Source organism: Microbulbifer agarilyticus, from assembly GCF_001999945.1.
GTDB lineage: Bacteria > Pseudomonadota > Gammaproteobacteria > Pseudomonadales > Cellvibrionaceae > Microbulbifer > Microbulbifer agarilyticus_A.
In genome coordinates this window covers 2,554,570-2,572,633 of the sequence record NZ_CP019650.1, presented here as the reverse complement: position 1 = coordinate 2,572,633, position 18,064 = coordinate 2,554,570, and the positions used below count along the sequence as shown (strand labels likewise).

Sequence of the window (18,064 nt, the reverse complement as noted above, 5' to 3'; positions counted from 1 at the left end):
ATTTTTAACTGCATGCGTCACAACCTTGCCTGGCTGGCTAAGGGCATTTTCCTATGTCTGGCTGGCAGCAGTGCTTACGCCAACGGCGCACCGGTACAGCCGGCGAAGCTGCTGGACACTTGGTGGATTGACGGCAGTGAAGATCTGGATATCTCAGGCCTCAGTTTTTGCGACGGCGAGTTGCTCGCGGTTGCGGATAAATCCTCCGAGCAAATTTATCGCTTGTCAGTCCAGGCGGATACAGAGCGCGTTACCCTGGAGCCGAAGGCGCGTTTTGCCCGCCCGGATTTACCGGACGATCAGCCGGTTCCGTTAAAAGTACGCGCACTGCATTACGCCAGCACCCCGCTCAGCATGGATTTTGAGGGCATCACCTGTGATACCTCGGGCGTATACCTTCTCAGTGAGCGACACAATCGTATCGCGCAGCTCGATTCTGCGGAAAAGCGTGCGCGATGGCTGGCTCCGCGCTGGTCTGAGTCTGCGCGTGCGCGTGGTTACCTGCAGATTTTTAACGCGGAGAGTGAAGGGCTTGTTAAGGCCGAGGACGATTTCTGGGTCGCCCTTGAGCGTGAACCTCGCGGCCTGCTGCGCCTGAGGCGCGGTGAGGTTGTGGGGGAGGATTTCCGTTCGCTTCCCGAAGTCGCGGATCTCGATTTCCGCGGTCGGGCCGAAGATGTTACCGCACTGTCCTACTACGATGGCGGCCTGTTCACGTTGGAGCGCAACGCGTTTGCCGTATGTCGGCGGGAACTCACCAGCTTGCGTGCTGAATGGTGCGTGCACTACCGGGATATTGAGGAAGCGCCAAAGTACGTTTATCGCGATACCCGTTTCGGTAAAGGTGAGGGGTTGGCGATCAACCAGCAGGGCATCTTTGTGGTGCTGGATAACAATGGGGTGGCGCGTGTTGCTGACAACGAAGACCGCCGCGGCCTGTTGTTACATCTGGCCATGCCCAAGTTTGCCAGCGATTCTCCACGCAATGACATGCGGTAAGCGCGAATACCTTAATGCCCAAGTATCTTAATTCCCATTGGCCACTTCCAAACTAGACCGACTACTCAGCGATGTGCGGGCTTGCCGGCTGTGCGAGGAGTACTTGCCGCGTGGGCCGCGCCCGGTTCTGAGCGCGGCAAGGTCGGCTCAGCTGCTGATTGTCGGGCAAGCGCCCGGTACCCGCGTGCACGAGACCGGTATTCCCTGGAACGATCCCTCCGGGGATCGCCTGCGAGACTGGCTGCAGCTGGACCGGGAAACTTTTTACGATGGTTCGCGTATCGCCATTGTGCCCATGGGTTTTTGCTACCCGGGGCGCGGAAAGGGCGGGGATCTTCCTCCCAGGCCGGAGTGTGCTGCCACCTGGCACAGTCGCCTGCTGGCATTGATGCCGAATATCCAACTGACCTTGCTGATCGGACAGTATGCCCAGCGCTTCTATCTGCCCCACTGGTATGGCAGCATTACCGAAAATGTGCGGCATTACGCCGATGCACTGCCCCATGGCTTTTTTCCGCTTCCCCATCCCAGCCCAAGGAATACCCTGTGGTTGAAACGTCGCCCCTGGTTTGATCAGGAGGTGGTGCCTGCGTTACGCGCGCGGGTTCATCAGGTTTTAAAGGTCGATAATGCAGGTTCCTGAAGAGTTCAAAATACATTCATCTTGGTACGCCGTATTGGAATCCCAATTTGGCCAGCAGTATATGAGTGAGCTGCAGACATTTTTGCAGCAGGAAAAGCAAGCCGGAAAATCGATCTTTCCGCCAAGCGCACAGGTTTTTAACGCCTTCAATTCCACGCCGTTCGATCAGGTGAAGGTCGTGATTCTCGGGCAGGACCCATATCACGGCGCTGGTCAGGCGCACGGCCTGTGCTTTTCCGTAATGCCGGGGGTGCGTGTTCCGCCATCGCTGAAAAATATTTACAAAGAAATGGAGTCGGACCTCGGCATTGCACCGCCCAATCACGGTTGCCTGCAACCCTGGGCAGAGCAGGGTGTTTTGTTGCTAAATGCCACACTGACCGTGGAGGAGAGCAAGGCGGGTGCGCACCAGGGGCGCGGTTGGGAGCAGTTTACCGACGCGGCAGTACACGCGCTTGCCGAGCAGCGTGATGGCCTGGTATTTATTTTGTGGGGTAGCTACGCGCAGAAAAAAGGTGGGTTCATCGATGACCGCCGGCATCTGGTACTGCGCGGCCCACACCCATCGCCTCTGTCGGCACACCGGGGCTTTTTTGGGACGCGCCCGTTTTCCCAGGCCAATGCTTATTTACAGCAGCGGGGAGATGCGCCCATCGATTGGTCCTTGCCACCGGCGGAAACACTGCAGCGTGTCGCGGTGGAAATTTGAGTATTACACTCGATGAGCGGTGGGCTACCGCTCATCGACTAGGCACTTGAAACAGCCGCTTGCGCCGGATCACGCTAACGGGTCGGCATCCGCATCGTACGGTAGCTCAAGCAGCTCCAGTACTCGTCCGTCTTTCAACTGCAGGCTTTCCCCATCGGCCACTTTGCTCTTGGTCAGTACCGCCAGCAGAGCCGTATCTTCTCCCTGAGGGCTGGCCTGCACAATATTGCCGGTGCTGGATCCGCCCGCCGCGGTAAAGATTTCTTCGCCGGGTGCCGGCAGCTCGCCACTGTCAATTTGCGCGCGGTACATGCGTCGCTTGGTTGCCCCCAGATACTGCATCCGCGCGACCACTTCCTGCCCGGTGTAGCAGCCTTTCTTGAAACTGACTGCGTCCAGCAGGTGCAGATTTAGCATCTGCGGAATAAATACTTCGCTGGTGCTTTGATAGACCAGCGGCACACCGCTGTCGATCAGCTGGAGTAGCCATTGCTGGTAGCTTCCCGGTTCGACACCGTTGCTCGCAAGTTTTTGCCAGATGTCTGCCGCTTGTTCCGCGGGTACCTGCAAAACCACATTGCGCTCACTCAGACCGGCTGCGAGCGCCGGATGCCCATTGTGATCAAAGGGGCGCAACTGGTGAGGGATCAGGTCGGCGTCGGGCGTATTCGACAGCGCCAGTAGTGTATTGGCGGCCTGGCAGGCGTCGCGGCCACAGAGGGCCAGCCAGCGCTGCTCTTCACTGATATCACTCAGTTCGGTCTTGAAGAAAACCGCATATTTCTTCAGCGCGGCAAGGGCGGTGGTTACCAGATCGCGCGGCATCAGTAATACAAATTCGCTCTGGCTGAGCTTCAGCGCGAAGAAGGCGCTGATCATGCGACCCTTGGGGTTGCAGTGGCTGCCTAGTGTCAGCTGTCCGTCTGGCAAGTTGACCAGATCGCAGGTGAGCTGGCCTTGCAGGAATTTCTGGCTATCGGGGCCGCTGATGGCAATGGCGCCCAGCGGGCTCAAGTCGATGAGCCGCAGCGCGCCCTTGCTCTCGGGCTTATCGTTGGCGAATTCGGCATATCCGTCCCGCCAGAGGGCGCCCTGGGTACTGAGAAAATCCTGCCACTGCTGTTGATCCATGCTGAACTCGCTGCCTGAGAAATGTACATATGGGCGCCTTCGCGGCGCAATGTGAGAATCTCATAATTGGGGGTTTTGCGGTTGGATTTCAACTACCGCTATACTGCGCGCACTTTGAATTGTGGCTTGAGAACGAAGTATGGATCGCAACCGCCTGTTTTGGGCTAGCCGTCGCGGCATGTTAGAGCTGGATTTGGTGTTGCTGCCGTTTCTGGAGAATGTGTATGACACCCTTTCTGAGGACGATAAGCAGCGATATATCAAGTTGCTGGATGAACAAGACCAGGACTTGTTTGCCTGGTTCCTGCGCCGAGAAGATCCGCAAGACCCCGAGCTGAAGAAGATTGTCCAGATCATCCGCGACAATACCGGTCTCCAAGAGTAACTCTAGGTTTAACTCTGGGGATACGCGCGCTGCCAGTTCCGGGAAACCTCCCGGAAGCACCCACTCCCGCGGTGGCAAAGGTGAGGCGCGCGCGGCGCGCCTCACCTGTGACCTTGTACCGTCACGTCTACTCCGTCTATGCCTTCTGCTGGCTCTTGCCCAGTCCACTCTCCTGTTGTTTGTGTCCCGCCTGCCGTGGGTAGCGGTGTATGCACTTGTACCTGTGGTTTTGCTCTACGGCGTATTTGAATGGCGTCGACTTTGCACTTCGGTTGGGCGCTTATCTACCGCAGAGCGGCGCTGGTACTGGCAGGTGAAGGGCGGTGCGCGACGGGAGTTTCGCTTTGTCGGCGAGCTGACCTTGTGGCGCTGGTTGATCGTAATTAACGGCAAAGATGTTGATGGGCGCCGTTTGCGCTTGGTGCTGGCGCGAGATGCCGCCACTGAAGATGAGTGGCGGCGGCTATTAGTCGCCTTGCGTTACTCGCGTTGATTTTGCGATTGCGCCATTCCGCGCGAGTTTATGAGCGGGGCTCACGGGCCGTTCAAGGGCCACTCACGGGCCAATAAAATGCCGCTGGTCGGCAAAATTTTCCGGTACCAGAATGGTATCCATGGCCAGTTCCCGCAGTCCCGGGTAGTCCAGTGAGTAGTGCAGCCCACGGCTTTCACGGCGATCCAGCGCAGAGCGGATAATCAGCTCGGATACTACCGCCAAGTTGCGCAGCTCAATCAGGTCGCTGGTAATCCGGTAATTTGCGTAGAACTCCCTGATTTCCTGCTGCAACAGTTTCACTCGGTGCTCCGCCCGTAACAGGCGCTTGCGGGTCCGCACGATACCGACAAAGTCCCACATAAAGCGGCGCAACTCGTCCCAGTTGTGCGAGATCACTACATCCTCATCGGAGTCGGTTACCCGCGAAGCATCCCAGGCCAGTGCCTCACGCGGTGGGGCGACCTCGTCAATGGAACTGTCGATATGCATGGCCGCTGAGCGCGCGTAAACCACACACTCGAGCAGTGAATTGCTGGCCAGGCGGTTGGCGCCGTGCAGGCCGGTAAAGGTGGTTTCACCAATCGCGTAAAGCTGATCCAAATCCGTGCGGCCGTTTTCGTCGACCATCACACCGCCGCAGGTATAGTGCGCCGCGGGAACCACCGGAATGGCCTCGCGGGTGATGTCGATGCCGTATTCGAGGCAGCTCTTGTATACGGTGGGAAAGTGCTCGCGCACAAAGTCCGAGTCCTTGTGCGAAATATCCAGATACAAGCAATCAGCACCCAGTCGTTTCATCTCGTGGTCGATGGCGCGGGCCACGATATCCCGCGGGGCCAGCTCACCGCGCTTGTCGAAGCGATCCATAAAGCGCTCGCCATTGGGCAGCTTTAACAGGGCGCCCTCACCGCGCAGGGCCTCGGTGATGAGCATGGACTTGGCTTTGGGGTGGTATAGACAGGTGGGGTGGAACTGGTTGAATTCCATATTCGCAACCCGGCATCCTGCGCGCCAGGCCATGGCGATACCATCGCCGCTGGCGCCATCGGGGTTGCTGGTATAAAGGTAGGCTTTGGACGCACCGCCAGTGGCGAGCACCACCGCGCGTCCCTGAAATACCTCAACCTCTTCAGTTTCTATGTTGTGCACGTAACATCCGCCGCAGCGGAAGCGACCGGTCTTGGGATCCGGCTGGCGGATCAGGTCCAGGGCAATATGGTGTTCAAAGCAGTCTATATTCGGCGTGTTGCGCACGCGCTCAAGCAGGGTGCTGTGTACCGCCTGGCCGGTGGCGTCGGCGCTGTGAATAATACGCCGGTGGCTGTGGCCACCCTCTTTGGTAAGGTGGTATTCGCCATCTTCTTCGCGGGTGAAATTTACGCCCTGATTAATCAGCCAGTGAACGGCGTCGCGGCTGTTTTCCACGGTGAAGCGAGCCGCGTCGGGGTGGCAGAGTCCTGCTCCTGCATCTAATGTATCCGCTATATGCGCGTCCACGGAGTCGGTTTCGTCCAGTACGCCAGCGATGCCGCCCTGGGCGAACCAGGTGGAGCCATCTTGCAGGCGCTGTTTGGAAAGCAGCGCCACGCGGTGGCGTGCAGCGAGGTGAAGCGCCAGGGTTAAGCCGGCGGCACCACTGCCTACAACTAACACATCGTAATTGTTCTCGTTGTAGCTGTTCTCGTTAGGATTCACGGGTCCGTTTGCCTTCTCTCTCGTGGAGTTTTATTCGTCTCAGGGGGCGCGTAGTATACGCCATCTTGAAAAATTACCGATTTGTCAGGAACTTATGACCAAAATTTGGTGTCTTGGACACAATAGAAAAAGCATGGCTAAGGCGCTGCGAGGCGTCTGGGCCGCGGTTTGGAGTAGGGGATGACAGGGCAACAGGCGTCACCAAGTGATCGCCAGCTGGTAGAACGGGTACAGAAAGGCGACAAGCGAGCCTTCGACCTGTTGGTGTTGAAGTACCAACACAAAATCATGGCGGTGGTTAGCCGCTATATCAACGATCACGCCGAAGTGCATGACGTGGTTCAGGAAGCATTTATCAAGGCTTACCGGGCGCTGGGCAATTTCCGTGGGGAGAGCGCCTTTTATACCTGGATGTACCGCATCGCGATTAATACCGCCAAAAACCACCTCGTTTCTCGTAGTCGCCGTCCCCCCTCATCGGATGTGGATCTGGAGGACGCCGAATTCTATTCCGGCGCCGATTTGTTACGCGATAACGAAACGCCAGAGAACCAGCTGTTCCGGGATCAACTGGAAGCGGCGGTACACCAGGCCATCCGTGAGCTGCCGGAAGATCTGCGCTCAGCAGTTACCCTGCGCGAGATGGAGGGGCTGAGCTACGAGGAAATCGCCGAAGTCATGGGGTGTCCAGTGGGCACCGTGCGCTCGCGTATTTTCCGCGCGCGGGAGGCCATCGATCGCGCGGTTCAAGCGACCATGGCCGGTGAACCCGAGTCGGTTGACGGGCGCAGCTAGTTTGGCCGAGTTCGGCAGGTGGTTATTTTTTAATCTATTTTGTTTTATCGGGATAGCTTGTCGAGAGGTTTCTGGCCTAAATCCAGAGCCTGACCGGGACGACAGGTAAAAATATCGACGAATTCACACAAAATTTGTCTGCTAGGTAAAACTTTTTTGCGAAGCCCGGGTCTGACGTATTAACAAACAGGGTGTGAACTAGCGCCCAAAGAATTGCACTGAGAAGAGGGTTTACCCGTATGTCCCACGGGAGTCATCAACAGCGCCTGAATGAATCGCTATCCGCATTAATGGATGGCGAGGCCAACGAGTTGGAAATTCAGCGCCTGCTCAAAGAGTCTGACGCCAGCGGTGCATCAGACGGTGAGTTGGGTCACCGCTGGTCTCGCTACCAGTTGGCCGCCAGCGTGATGCGTAGTGAAAAAGTGGCGCCGGTGGATATGGGGCTCGCAGCGAGTATTTCTGCAGCGATTGCCGACGAACCGTCGCTGGAATCTGCACAGCAGGCTTCGGCGAATGATGCGGGTAATGGCCAGGCGAGAAGCCGCTGGTGGCGTCCGCTCTCTCGTGGCGCCGTGGCTGCAACAGTGGCATTTGCTGCCATTTTGGGGGTGCAACAGATGCAGGCCCCACAAGTGCAAGGTGATCTGGTAGCGGAAGTTGAGGCCCCCCAGCCCCAGCCAATGACTACCAATCCGCAACCCAGTAGATTTTTGACCCCGACATTGAATACGCGGGCAGTAAGTACTGCACCACAGCTGGTACCCGAGCAGCGGGTTGGCCCGGCCCCTCAGGTGCAGGTTGTGCCCACGCCGGAACTGATGCGACATTTGAATCGGGTAATGGTTGAGCACTCGGAGCAGGCCGCCCGCATTGGTAGTCAGGGCATGGTTCCTCATGCTCGGGCAACCTACGGGGAGCGCCCATCGGAGTAATGGCGGCTGCCGGAGGTGCCTCCGGTTGTCTCGTTGTTGAGCGACACAAAGCATGACCATGGAAAAACTGATTTTTCGTACCCCTCGCAAAGCCAACAGTTCGCTGTTGGCTTTTTTACTATTAGCCTCGCCACTGGCCTTCGCCCAGGGCAATGCGCCCGCGGATGATCAAGCGGCACCGCGAGAGGTCCCTAATCAGGCTCCTCAGCAAGCCCCTCAAGAGATTCCTCAAGATGCTCGGGACGCCACGGCGAGTGAAGCTACCCGTGTGTTGCTGGCACGGCTCGCGCAGGCGGTTGCCAACCTGGAGTATCGAGGGTTGGTAACCTTTGAGCATGTGGGCTCGATGGAAACCCTTGAGGTAGTGCACGGTATTCGCGATGGCGAGCAGGTGGAGCGTATTCGCTACCTGACCGGCAGTCCTCGCGAAAAAGTGACCCGCATTGGAGACGATGAGTGTCGTCACGGTGGCAGTGTATTTCCCCGTTCCGGGCTGCTGAGCGCTGCCGGGCTGCAAAATGTTCAATCCAATTATGCGTTTTTGATTCGCGGAGAAGAGCGTGTCGCAGACCGCGAGGCGATCGTACTTGAGGCTCGACCCCGGGATCTGCACCGCTTCGGGATGGTGATCAGTGTCGACAAGGAAACCGGACTGCCGCTCAAGTCCATGCTGATTGCCCCGGCGGGACGGGTTCTCGAGCGTTTTCAGTTTGTCGAACTGGATCTGGCGCCAGTAACCGATGATGAGTTGAAGCCGCAGTCCCCCTCGACAGAGCCAATTACCGGTGACGAAGCGGCGAAATGTGCGAATGTGGAAAGTCGCTGGCGTCTCGGTTGGGCCCCCAGCGGTTTTAAACCGGTTGCCGTACAGGCGCTAAGCGATGGGCAAATGCTGGTGTTTAGTGACGGCCTGAGTGCATTCACCGTGTTTGTGCAGCAGCTACCAGAAATGAACTACAAGGGGCGCGCCGTACGCGGCGCCACCGTGGCTTACATGGATCATATCGATGTCAATGGCGCACGTTACACCGTGACAGTGGTGGGCGAAATCCCCGACAATACCGCGCAACTGGTGGCTAAAGCAGTCACCGAGGCAAACTGACGGCGCGTATTGAGCGGATAGTACGGTAAGGTACGGCATGATCGAAGAGCGCGGAAAAGTGGTCGCCGTTGACGGCGACGCGATTTGGGTGGAAACCGTTCAGCGCAGCGGTTGCCATGGGTGTGCGGCCAAGTCCGGATGTGGCACCGGCTTGCTTGGAGACTTCTGGGCAAGCGCATCCCGTGTGCGTGTACAACTTCCCCCTGCAGAATCTCAGGCGGTCCAGCTGCACGACACCGTGGTGATAGGGATTGGTGAGCGAGTGCTGGCAAGTAGCGCGCTGGTGGTTTATCTGGTGCCGCTGGTACTTTTGGTTGCCGGCGCGCTGGCCGGGCAGGCGTTGGGCTCTGAGCCGCTGGCGATAGCTGGTGCACTGCTTGGTTTGATTGGCGGCGCCCTGGCGATTCGCGCATACAGTTACCTGCGCCGCGGCAATGCCTCGCTTGAGCCCGTGTATCTGCGCCGGGAACAAAGCAATCCCTGCGCAATTCCTGTTGTCCCAGTCAGCTGAGCTCGTGCACGTGGCTCGCTCTGTCTGAGTGTCTGTTTTACCGTTTCTCACTGTTCTCTGAGCATTCCTTAATCTCTTGCCGATCTCTTGCCGATCTCTTGCCGATCTCTTGCCGCTTTCTCGCCGCTTTCTCGCCGCTTTCTCGCCACTTCAGTGGGCTTTTCACTGCTATCTCACTAACTGTTTCTACACTGAAGGTGACCCATTGTCCGGTCCGTTCCGGGCATGACGGATATCTATAAGAGGAGACAGGGATGGCAGGGCAGAGGGAATCTGACTGGGTTCAAGCCTTCGAAGGCCGCTGCTTTGCGGAGAGTTGGCCGCTAAAAACCACCTTTGTGATTTCGCGTGGAACTCGCAGTGAGGCCCGTGTGGTTGTAGTGGAAGTTGAAGCAGAGGGGGTTTCTGGTGTTGGCGAGTGCACCCCATATCCCCGCTATGGAGAAAGCTTGGAGTCTGTGTTGGCAGAAATCACTTCGGTGTTGCCGGCATTGCGCCAGGGGATTTCACGCAGCCAGTTGCAGGAAGTCATGCCTGCGGGCGCGGCGCGCAATGCGGTAGATTGTGCGATGGCCAATTGGGCAGAGAAAAAGCACCGTCAGAATTTTGCCGGCCCGGCGTCTTTACCAACCGTACAAACCCTCGTGATTGCAGCCCCGGACGAGATGGCAGAGGCAGCGAGTGCCGCAGAACAGTCTGGTGTCACTGTGCTCAAGCTCAAGCTTGACCATAAGCAGGTGCTGGAACGGGTGGCGGCGGTGCGCGCTGCTGCGCCCGCTTGCGAGCTGGTAATCGATGCCAATGAAGCCTGGTCTGTCGATGGTTTGCCCGCTCTGTGTGATGCGCTTGCGGAGCAGGGGGTGTCCATGTTGGAGCAGCCGCTGCCCGCCGCGGATGACCGTTTTCTCGCAAGCTTTACCCACCCCATACCTATCTGTGCCGATGAAAGCTGCCACACTCGAGCGGACTTACCGCGGCTCGCGGGGCTGTACGAGATGGTCAATATCAAGCTGGATAAAACCGGTGGGCCCTGGGAGGCGCAGCTTCTCGCAGAGGCTGCGCGTGACCATGAGTTTGAAGTCATGCTGGGATGCATGCTGTGTACCTCACGGGCAATTCGCGCAGCCTGGTCACTGGGGCAGGGTGCGCGGTTTGTGGACCTGGATGGCCCGACCTGGCTGGCGCAGGATGTCGACCCGCTGCAGTTCTTTCACGGGAGGGTGTACTGGACCTGAAGCGCGTGTCGCGCTGCAGGAGAGATCTTAAGGCTGGTAACAGAGCAAGTCTGTCATCACCTGCAGGTAGTCCTCGGTGGCGGCATCAGTAGATATGGGCGGGAACTCCAGGGTGATGCAGGGGTGCTGGTGTTCGGCACACCAGGTGCCGAAGGATCCTGGGGTCTGGTAGCCGAGTTCACACACCAGTGGCAGCTCAATACGTTCCGCTAGCCAGTGCCCGAGGGGGCTTTGCAAGGGGTCTTCGACACAGGCCAGTGGCTCGTGAATAGATACGATCCAGGCCGGGTCTAATTCCCTGACTAAGCGGCAAAGTGCCTGGGTTTCGGGTTCTGATCCCGGCCGCTCGCCGGTGGAGAGGATGACATCGCGCTCTTCCGCCGCGTTGTTCCAGCGATAAACGGTGCCGTTTGGCTGCCAGTTAATGGTTGCGAAGTTGCGATTCAGGTCGACGCCGTGGGCATTGCAGCGGGTGCCAAGCTGACAGCCGTCCGGATTGACCGCCAATATCACATGGTGGCGCCGCAGTCCCGCTTGTAGCGCGCGCAGCGCACAGGAAAGTGTGACCACCGCGGTCACTTCGTCTCCGTGTGTGCCGGCCATCACGATACCCGAGTGTTCATCGCGTACTTCTGCCGGAAAGTAGTAGAGCGGGGCGCCCAGCACTGACTCCCCATACCGCTGCCGCTCTGCGTGGAATTGGCCGCGCTGCGGGCGCGGGCGCAGTTGCGTGGGGGCTGGGTGTTTGTGAACCGGTAGTTTCTGGGTGCTCATGCAATCCTTAACACTGATTTACACTAAAGAATGCGAACTTTTTAACGCAATACCGAACTAATAGGGTGTTATGGCGGGTTTCATCAGCGAATACTCGCCACTTTTGGAAGCCATCTGGATAACACCAAGTGATAACCAAACGGCTGCCAAATCTAAATCGTGTTTTGACATATTAGTAAAAGGGCTTATCAGGGGTGACATATATGGTTGCACGCTGTTCGCAATTCCTTCTCGTGCTTTGCTTGCTATTTTCTACTTCGGCGTTTGCACGCGGCCTGCCGGAGCTGACAGATCTGATTGAACAGAACTCCCCGGCGGTGGTGAAAATCAACACCGTGGAGCGCAATCGCACATCCCGCAATTCGATTCCACCGCGCTATCAACAAGACATTCCGGATATCTTTCGTCACCTCCTGGAGCCACGTCAGCGCCAGCAGCGGCCAGTGGCAAGCATGGGGTCCGGGTTTATCATTTCTAAAGATGGCTATGTGGTCACCAATAATCACGTGGTAGATGGAGCCGACGAGGTGCGCATTACCTTGACCGACCGCCGCGAATTCGAGGCCAAGGTAGTGGGTACCGATCCGCGCTCAGACTTGGCGCTGCTCAAAGTGGAAGGCGATGACCTGCCCGTAGTGCGCTGGGGTGACTCGGAAGGCATCAAAGTTGGGGAGTGGGTGGTTGCCATCGGCTCGCCATTCGGTCTGGATTACTCCGCCAGCGCGGGCATTGTGAGTGCCATGGGTCGCAGTATTCCCAATGAAAGCCGCGAAAACTATGTGCCTTTTATTCAAACAGACGTAGCCATTAACCCGGGTAACTCCGGCGGCCCGCTGTTCAATCTGGAGGGTGAAGTAGTGGGTATCAACTCGCAGATTTACACCCGTAGTGGCGGTTCCATTGGCCTGTCCTTCGCGATCCCTGCGAGCCTCGCGCAAGATGTGGTCGCCCAGCTGAAAGAAAAAGGTCGCGTGGATCGCGGTTGGCTGGGTGTGGGCATCCAGGACGTGGATCGTAAACTTGCCAAGGCCATGGGTCTGGGTAAGCCGGCGGGAGCCCTGGTTGGCCAATTGGAAGCCGGTTCTCCAGCCGAAAAGGCCGGTATTCAGGTGGGCGATATCATCACCCGCTTCGATGGCGAGCAAATCGTAACTCAGGGCGATCTTCCGCATGTTGTCGGTCGCACCCGTCCGGGCGCCGAAGTACCGGTACTTCTGATGCGCGAGGGTAAGGAACGCAAACTGTCGGTACGGGTTGGCGCGCTGCCCAGTGACGACGAAGGTTTCGCGCAGTCCAGTGTGACCACCTCGAGCGATGTTGGCGGGGTGCTCGGGTTGGTAGTAGAAGACATTCCCGACAACCTGAAGCAGCGACTGGGCGTAGAGAATGGTGTGCTGGTGAAGCAGGTAGTGCCGGGCAAGGCTGGTGCCAACGCCGGTTTGCGCAGCGGCGATATTATCGCCCAGCTGGGATTCGAACAGGTGGAGTCTCTCACCGACTACGACAAGGTGGTGAAGAAACTGCCGAAGGGCGAGTTGCTGCCAATCCGCTTCTTCCGCGGTGGCCAGCCGACTTTCCGTACCATCCAGATCGAGGAGAGCTGAAGCCAGCAAATCCAGTGAGTGTATGGGCTTGGCGTCGTGATTCGGCGCCGAGCCTAGTTGTTTCGAGGGTTGCAGACAGATTGGATGCACTTTTTGCGCAACCTGTTAGACTTGCGCCCACAGCGCGGCCCGGTCCGCTCATTAACTCACTGATTTTTAAAAGGTTTTATCCTCGCAGTGGCCACTGATCTCTCCCATATCCGCAACTTTTCCATTATTGCCCATATCGACCACGGCAAATCCACTCTGGCAGACCGCTTTATCCAGGTCTGCGGTGGCCTGAGCGACCGTGAGATGGCGGCACAGGTACTCGATAGCATGGATATCGAGCGGGAGCGGGGCATTACCATCAAGGCCCAGAGCGTTACCCTCGACTACACGGCCCGCGACGGCAAAACCTACCAGTTGAACTTTATTGATACCCCGGGGCACGTGGACTTCTCCTACGAGGTTTCCCGCTCGCTGGCCGCCTGTGAAGGCGCGCTGTTGGTGGTGGATGCCGCCCAGGGTGTAGAGGCGCAGTCTGTCGCCAACTGTTACACCGCGATTGAGCAGGGCCTGGAAGTGATCCCTGTTCTGAACAAGATGGACCTGCCCCAGGCAGAGCCGGAAAAGGTCGCGGAAGAGATCGAAGACATTATCGGTATCGATGCCACCGAAGCGACGCGCTGCAGCGCCAAGTCGGGCCTCGGTATTGAAGACGTGCTGGAAGACCTGGTGCGTCTGGTGCCGCCACCGGAAGGTGACGTGAATGCGCCGTTGCAGGCGCTGATTATCGACTCCTGGTTCGACAGCTACCTGGGCGTTGTGTCTCTGGTGCGCGTGGTTCAGGGCACCCTGAAGAACAAAGACAAGATTGTTACCAAGTCGATCGGCCGCGCCCACGTGGTGGATAGCGTTGGTGTATTTACCCCCAAACGCAAGGAAACCGGCGAGCTCAAGGCCGGTGAAGTGGGTTTTGTGGTAGCCGGCATCAAGGACATCCACGGGGCGCCCGTTGGTGACACCCTGACGCACGCCAAAGAAGCCGATACGGTTGAAATGCTGCCGGGCTTCCAGAAGGTGAAACCGCAGGTTTACGCCGGTCTATTCCCGGTAAGCTCCGACGATTATGAAGCCTTCCGCGACGCACTGGACAAGCTCTCCCTGAACGATGCTTCGCTGTTTTACGAGCCTGAAACCTCGGACGCACTGGGCTTTGGTTTCCGCTGTGGCTTCCTCGGCATGCTGCACATGGAGATCATCCAGGAGCGCCTTGAGCGAGAGTACAACCTCGACCTGATTACCACCGCACCCACGGTGGTGTACGAAGTGGAACTCACCAGCGGCGAAACCATGACCATGGATAACCCCTCGCGCATGCCGGATCTGGGCATGATCGAGGAAATGCGTGAGCCTATCGTTGAAGCCAACATCCTGGTTCCGCAGGATTACCTGGGCAACGTGATTACCTTGTGCGTGGAAAAACGTGGTATCCAGAAAGATATGCAGTACGTGGGCGGGCAGGTCTCGCTGCGCTATGAGTTGCCGATGAGCGAAGTGGTGATGGACTTCTTCGATCGCCTCAAGTCCGTGAGCCGCGGCTTTGCCTCCCTCGATTACAACTTTGTGCGCTTTGACCCGGCAAAACTAGTGCGCCTTGATATCCTGATCAACGGCGAGCGGGTGGATGCCCTGGCGGTGATTCTGCACCGTGACAATGCCCAGCAGCGCGGTCGTGCCCTGGCAGAGAAAATGAAAGAATTGATCCCGCGCCAGATGTTCGACGTGGCAATTCAGGCGGCAATTGGTGGTCAGGTAGTCGCGCGTACCACAGTAAAAGCACTGCGCAAGAACGTAACCGCAAAGTGTTATGGTGGTGACGTAACCCGTAAGAAGAAGCTGCTTGAGAAGCAGAAAGCGGGTAAACGCCGAATGAAGCAGCTGGGTAAGGTCGAAGTGCCGCAGGACGCCTTCCTTGCGGTGCTCAAAGTCGACAACTGATCGAGCGCGTTACGGATAAATCTGAAATAAAGCGGCTAGGGGAAGCGGTATCTTCCCCGGCCGTATCTGATAAGAAATAGTCGGAAAGAGACAACTGAATGGATATCAATTTCCCCCTTATTTTGCTGTTGCTTGTTGTGGTGACAGGGGTGATCTGGCTGTTTGATGCACTGTTTCTGGCGCGGGGACGCAAAGCGGCCACGGCCAAGGGGCAACCGGTGCAGGAGCCGGTGGTTGTTGAATACGCCAAGTCATTTTTCCCAGTACTGGCGATCGTCTTTGTGCTCCGCTCCTTCGTGGTAGAGCCCTTCCAGATTCCCTCTGCATCCATGGATCCCACGCTGGAAGTTGGGGACTTTATCCTGGTCAACAAGTACGCCTATGGTTTGCGCCTGCCAGTGAGCCGCACCAAAGTGGTGGATATCGGTGAGCCCAAGCGTGGTGACGTGATGGTGTTCTTCCCTCCGCACATGAATGAGACTTACTACATCAAGCGTGTGGTTGGTTTACCGGGGGATGAAATCCGTGTGGAAAATAACCAGCTGTATGTGAACGGCGAAGCGATGCCGCAGGAATTTATCCGTTTCGATACGCAAAACCCCGGCCGTGAGCTGATGTGGGAGACCCTCGATGGTCACCGCCACCTGGCTGCCAAACAACAGCGCCCGGGCCCATACGGCAATATTCGCACCGTTACCGTCCCCGAGGGTTACTACTTCATGATGGGTGACAACCGGGACAATAGTCTGGATAGCCGCAAGTGGGGCTTTGTGCCCGAGAAAGACATTGTCGGCAAGGCCTTTGCAATCTGGATGCATTGGGACAAACTACTCAGCGTGCCCAGCTTTAGCCGGGTTGGTGGGATCGACTGACTGGTCGTCCTCGGTTCAATGGGTGCTCTCGGTTCAGCGACAACAACGATAACAACAGGTAGGTCAGCATGGCATTAAACACACATTTTTCACGTGCTTTGGCGAAACAGCGGGGCATGAGTTACTGGGGTTGGTTGGCCATCATCGCCGTATTTGGCTTTGGACTGACCGTGGTATCCAAAATGGGCCCGGCCTATGTGGATGCGCATTTTGTGGAAGAGGGACTGCACTCTCTGGCCCAAAACAGTGGCGTTCGCGAGATGAGCAACACCCAGATTAAGCGCGAGCTGGACCGCTTTTTCACGATCAATAATGTGCGTGGTGAACCGACCGACTCGGTAAAGATCATCCGCGGTGCCGATAGCACCCTGGTGAGTATCAATTACGAACTGCGCCAGCCACTGTTCCAGAATGTGGACGTGGTAATGAAATTTAACAAACAATTGAATACTGCCAAGCCCGAGCTGTGCTGTGAGCCTCTCGTGGACCTCGAGCAGTTTCGCAAGCGAGATGACTACTAACCGGTGACAGACCTCCATCTGCAACGACTGAGTGGCCGCCTGGGCTACCAATTTACTAACCAAGAGCTATTGGATCTGGCGCTTACGCACCGCTCCCTTGGCAGCCGCAACAATGAGCGCCTGGAGTTTCTGGGTGACTCGATTCTCGGGTTTACCATCAGTGCGGCCCTGTACGAAAAATTCCCCGAAGGCCGCGAAGGCCAGATGAGCCGGTTACGCGCTCAGTTGGTGAGCGGCGAGACCCTGGCAAAGGTCGCGCGCGAGCTGCAGCTTGGTGAGTGCCTGCGACTGGGCGAGGGAGAGATGAAGAGTGGTGGCCATCGCCGCGCCTCCATTCTTGCCGATGCGGTAGAGGCCATTATCGGTGCGATCTATCTGGATTCCGGGCTGGAAGCGGCCCGTGAACGGGTGCTGGCCTGGTTTGCCGCGCGCTTGCAGGGTCTTTCTCTGGAAACCGCCAAAGACCCTAAAACCCGGCTGCAAGAGTGGCTGCAGGCACGTCATAAACCGCTACCCGAATACCAAGTCGTGGAAGTAGCTGGTGAGGAGCACTCCCAGCAGTTTATCGTGGAGTGTCGAGTATCTGGCCTGGCTGCACCGGTAAAAGGTGTTGCCAGCAATCGCCGCGCCGCGGAGAAATCCGCCGCCGCAGAAGCCTATGCCCAACTGACCGGGCAGGGCTGACCCTATAATCCCCATCTGACATTTTGCCCGACCTGCGGATGCAGGTGGGCTCGACCGGCTCGGAGACCCCCTTGAGCGAACCCAATACACAAACTTCCCGCTGCGGCTATGTAGCCATTGTCGGCCGCCCGAATGTGGGCAAATCCACCTTGCTGAATCATTTGCTGGGGCAAAAGATTTGTATCACTTCGCGCAAACCGCAGACGACCCGCCACAACATGCTGGGCATCAAAACCGAGGGGCCCAATCAGATTATTTTCGTGGATACCCCGGGGTTGCACGCAGGGGAAGAAAAGGCAATTAACCGCTATATGAACCGCGCGGCGATCAGTTCGACCCGCGATGTGGATGTTGTGGTGTTTGTGGTAGAACCGGCGAAATGGACCGAGGGCGACGAGCTGGTGGCGCAAAAACTGCGCGGACTCAAGTGCCCATTGATTGTTGCGGTGAATAAGGTCGACCAGCTGCAGGATAAGAACGCAGTGTTGCCTCAGCTGCAGGCGCTGGCCGAGCGCTTCCCCGAGGCCGAGATCGTGCCCATTTCCGCCCTGCGCACCTCTAACCTCCAGTCTCTGGAAGATGTGATTGTTGAGCGCTTACCTGAGGGCATGCACTTTTTTGAAGAGGATCAAATCACCGACCGCAGTTCCCGTTTTCTCGCGGCAGAAATCGTGCGCGAGAAAGTTATGCGTCAGCTGGGCGCGGAAATCCCGTATGCGGTTACCGTTGAGGTAGAAGAGTTCAGCCAGGAGGGTAAGGTGCTGCATATCAGTGCTGCAATTCTGGTCGAGCGGAATGGTCAGAAGCGTATTCTGATCGGAACCAAAGGTGAGCGCATTAAGCAGATCGGCCAGCAGGCGCGCGTGGATATGGAACGTCTGTTCGACAGCAAGGTGATGCTGAATCTTTGGGTCAAGGTTAAGTCCGGTTGGTCCGACGACGAGCGCGCGCTGCGCAGTCTGGGCTACGTGGACAAGCAGTAAACGTCTG

At 57.5% G+C, this 18,064-nt stretch carries 19 protein-coding genes; 16 read left to right on the top strand and 3 right to left on the bottom strand.

Annotation, left to right across the window (positions count from 1 at the left end; translation table 11 throughout):
- Nucleotides 1–12: 12 nt before the first annotated feature.
- The 3 genes from Mag101_RS10575 to ung are packed head-to-tail and all read left to right on the top strand — an operon-like array spanning nucleotide 13 to nucleotide 2,351.
- A complete protein-coding gene (locus Mag101_RS10575; RefSeq protein ID WP_232324988.1) occupies nucleotides 13–999 on the top strand; it encodes an esterase-like activity of phytase family protein in 987 nt (328 codons plus the stop codon).
- 37 nt (nucleotides 1,000–1,036) lie between these two features.
- Complete coding sequence (locus tag Mag101_RS10570; protein WP_335645060.1) at nucleotides 1,037–1,642, top strand: uracil-DNA glycosylase family protein; 606 nt, start codon at nucleotides 1,037–1,039, stop codon at nucleotides 1,640–1,642.
- Entirely contained in the window at nucleotides 1,629–2,351 is a 723-nt protein-coding gene (gene ung, locus Mag101_RS10565; protein ID WP_157520307.1) for a uracil-DNA glycosylase, read from the top strand. The genes Mag101_RS10570 and ung overlap by 14 nt, the downstream gene beginning before the upstream one ends.
- A gap of 69 nt (nucleotides 2,352–2,420) precedes the next feature.
- On the opposite strand, the gene Mag101_RS10560 is transcribed toward ung, so the two are convergent.
- Nucleotides 2,421–3,482: a YgfZ/GcvT domain-containing protein gene (locus Mag101_RS10560; RefSeq protein WP_077404525.1), complete on the bottom strand. Its 1,062-nt coding sequence runs from the start codon at nucleotides 3,480–3,482 to the stop codon at nucleotides 2,421–2,423.
- Between the two features lie 139 nt (nucleotides 3,483–3,621).
- On the opposite strand from Mag101_RS10560, the gene Mag101_RS10555 reads away from it, so the two are divergent.
- Both Mag101_RS10555 and Mag101_RS17845 read left to right on the top strand, forming a co-directional pair.
- Complete coding sequence (locus tag Mag101_RS10555) at nucleotides 3,622–3,867, top strand: succinate dehydrogenase assembly factor 2 (RefSeq protein WP_077404522.1); 246 nt, start codon at nucleotides 3,622–3,624, stop codon at nucleotides 3,865–3,867.
- Complete coding sequence (locus tag Mag101_RS17845) at nucleotides 3,827–4,360, top strand: protein YgfX (protein ID WP_157520304.1); 534 nt, start codon at nucleotides 3,827–3,829, stop codon at nucleotides 4,358–4,360. Before Mag101_RS10555 ends, Mag101_RS17845 begins: the two co-directional genes overlap by 41 nt.
- A gap of 63 nt (nucleotides 4,361–4,423) precedes the next feature.
- Here the strand turns inward: Mag101_RS17845 and nadB are convergent, their stop codons facing one another.
- Nucleotides 4,424–6,058 (bottom strand): L-aspartate oxidase, encoded by a 1,635-nt coding sequence (gene nadB, locus Mag101_RS10545; protein ID WP_077404516.1) that lies wholly within the window; start codon nucleotides 6,056–6,058, stop codon nucleotides 4,424–4,426.
- A gap of 180 nt (nucleotides 6,059–6,238) precedes the next feature.
- On the opposite strand from nadB, the gene rpoE reads away from it, so the two are divergent.
- The 5 genes from rpoE to ycjG all read left to right on the top strand — a co-directional run bounded on the left by rpoE (nucleotide 6,239) and on the right by ycjG (nucleotide 10,636).
- Nucleotides 6,239–6,853 carry an RNA polymerase sigma factor RpoE gene (gene rpoE / locus Mag101_RS10540; protein ID WP_010132909.1) on the top strand — a complete coding sequence of 205 codons (615 nt, stop codon included), beginning with the start codon at nucleotides 6,239–6,241 and terminating at the stop codon, nucleotides 6,851–6,853.
- 239 nt (nucleotides 6,854–7,092) lie between these two features.
- Entirely contained in the window at nucleotides 7,093–7,788 is a 696-nt protein-coding gene (locus tag Mag101_RS10535) for a sigma-E factor negative regulatory protein (protein ID WP_077404513.1), read from the top strand.
- 58 nt (nucleotides 7,789–7,846) lie between these two features.
- Nucleotides 7,847–8,890 carry a MucB/RseB C-terminal domain-containing protein gene (locus Mag101_RS10530; RefSeq protein WP_198039967.1) on the top strand — a complete coding sequence of 348 codons (1,044 nt, stop codon included), beginning with the start codon at nucleotides 7,847–7,849 and terminating at the stop codon, nucleotides 8,888–8,890.
- A 37-nt stretch (nucleotides 8,891–8,927) separates the two neighbouring features.
- Nucleotides 8,928–9,401, top strand: a complete 474-nt coding sequence (locus tag Mag101_RS10525; protein WP_077404507.1) for a SoxR reducing system RseC family protein — start codon at nucleotides 8,928–8,930, stop codon at nucleotides 9,399–9,401.
- A 254-nt stretch (nucleotides 9,402–9,655) separates the two neighbouring features.
- Nucleotides 9,656–10,636 carry an L-Ala-D/L-Glu epimerase gene (ycjG, locus tag Mag101_RS10520; RefSeq protein ID WP_077404504.1) on the top strand — a complete coding sequence of 327 codons (981 nt, stop codon included), beginning with the start codon at nucleotides 9,656–9,658 and terminating at the stop codon, nucleotides 10,634–10,636.
- Between the two features lie 27 nt (nucleotides 10,637–10,663).
- Here the strand turns inward: ycjG and mpaA are convergent, their stop codons facing one another.
- A complete protein-coding gene (gene mpaA / locus Mag101_RS10515; protein ID WP_077404501.1) occupies nucleotides 10,664–11,410 on the bottom strand; it encodes a murein tripeptide amidase MpaA in 747 nt (248 codons plus the stop codon).
- A 203-nt stretch (nucleotides 11,411–11,613) separates the two neighbouring features.
- Here mpaA and Mag101_RS10510 point away from each other — a divergent pair, with 203 nt between their 5' ends.
- From Mag101_RS10510 to era, 6 genes are all read left to right on the top strand, one after another.
- Entirely contained in the window at nucleotides 11,614–13,014 is a 1,401-nt protein-coding gene (locus Mag101_RS10510; RefSeq protein ID WP_077404498.1) for a DegQ family serine endoprotease, read from the top strand.
- A 177-nt stretch (nucleotides 13,015–13,191) separates the two neighbouring features.
- On the top strand, nucleotides 13,192–14,997 hold the full coding sequence (gene lepA / locus Mag101_RS10505) for a translation elongation factor 4 (RefSeq protein WP_077404495.1): 1,806 nt from the start codon (nucleotides 13,192–13,194) through the stop codon (nucleotides 14,995–14,997).
- A gap of 98 nt (nucleotides 14,998–15,095) precedes the next feature.
- Complete coding sequence (lepB, locus tag Mag101_RS10500; RefSeq protein ID WP_077404492.1) at nucleotides 15,096–15,869, top strand: signal peptidase I; 774 nt, start codon at nucleotides 15,096–15,098, stop codon at nucleotides 15,867–15,869.
- 68 nt (nucleotides 15,870–15,937) lie between these two features.
- Nucleotides 15,938–16,390, top strand: a complete 453-nt coding sequence (locus tag Mag101_RS10495; RefSeq protein WP_077404489.1) for a DUF4845 domain-containing protein — start codon at nucleotides 15,938–15,940, stop codon at nucleotides 16,388–16,390.
- A gap of 3 nt (nucleotides 16,391–16,393) precedes the next feature.
- Entirely contained in the window at nucleotides 16,394–17,074 is a 681-nt protein-coding gene (rnc, locus tag Mag101_RS10490; RefSeq protein ID WP_077404486.1) for a ribonuclease III, read from the top strand.
- 71 nt (nucleotides 17,075–17,145) lie between these two features.
- Nucleotides 17,146–18,057 (top strand): GTPase Era, encoded by a 912-nt coding sequence (gene era / locus Mag101_RS10485; protein WP_224917026.1) that lies wholly within the window; start codon nucleotides 17,146–17,148, stop codon nucleotides 18,055–18,057.
- Nucleotides 18,058–18,064 lie beyond the last annotated feature (7 nt).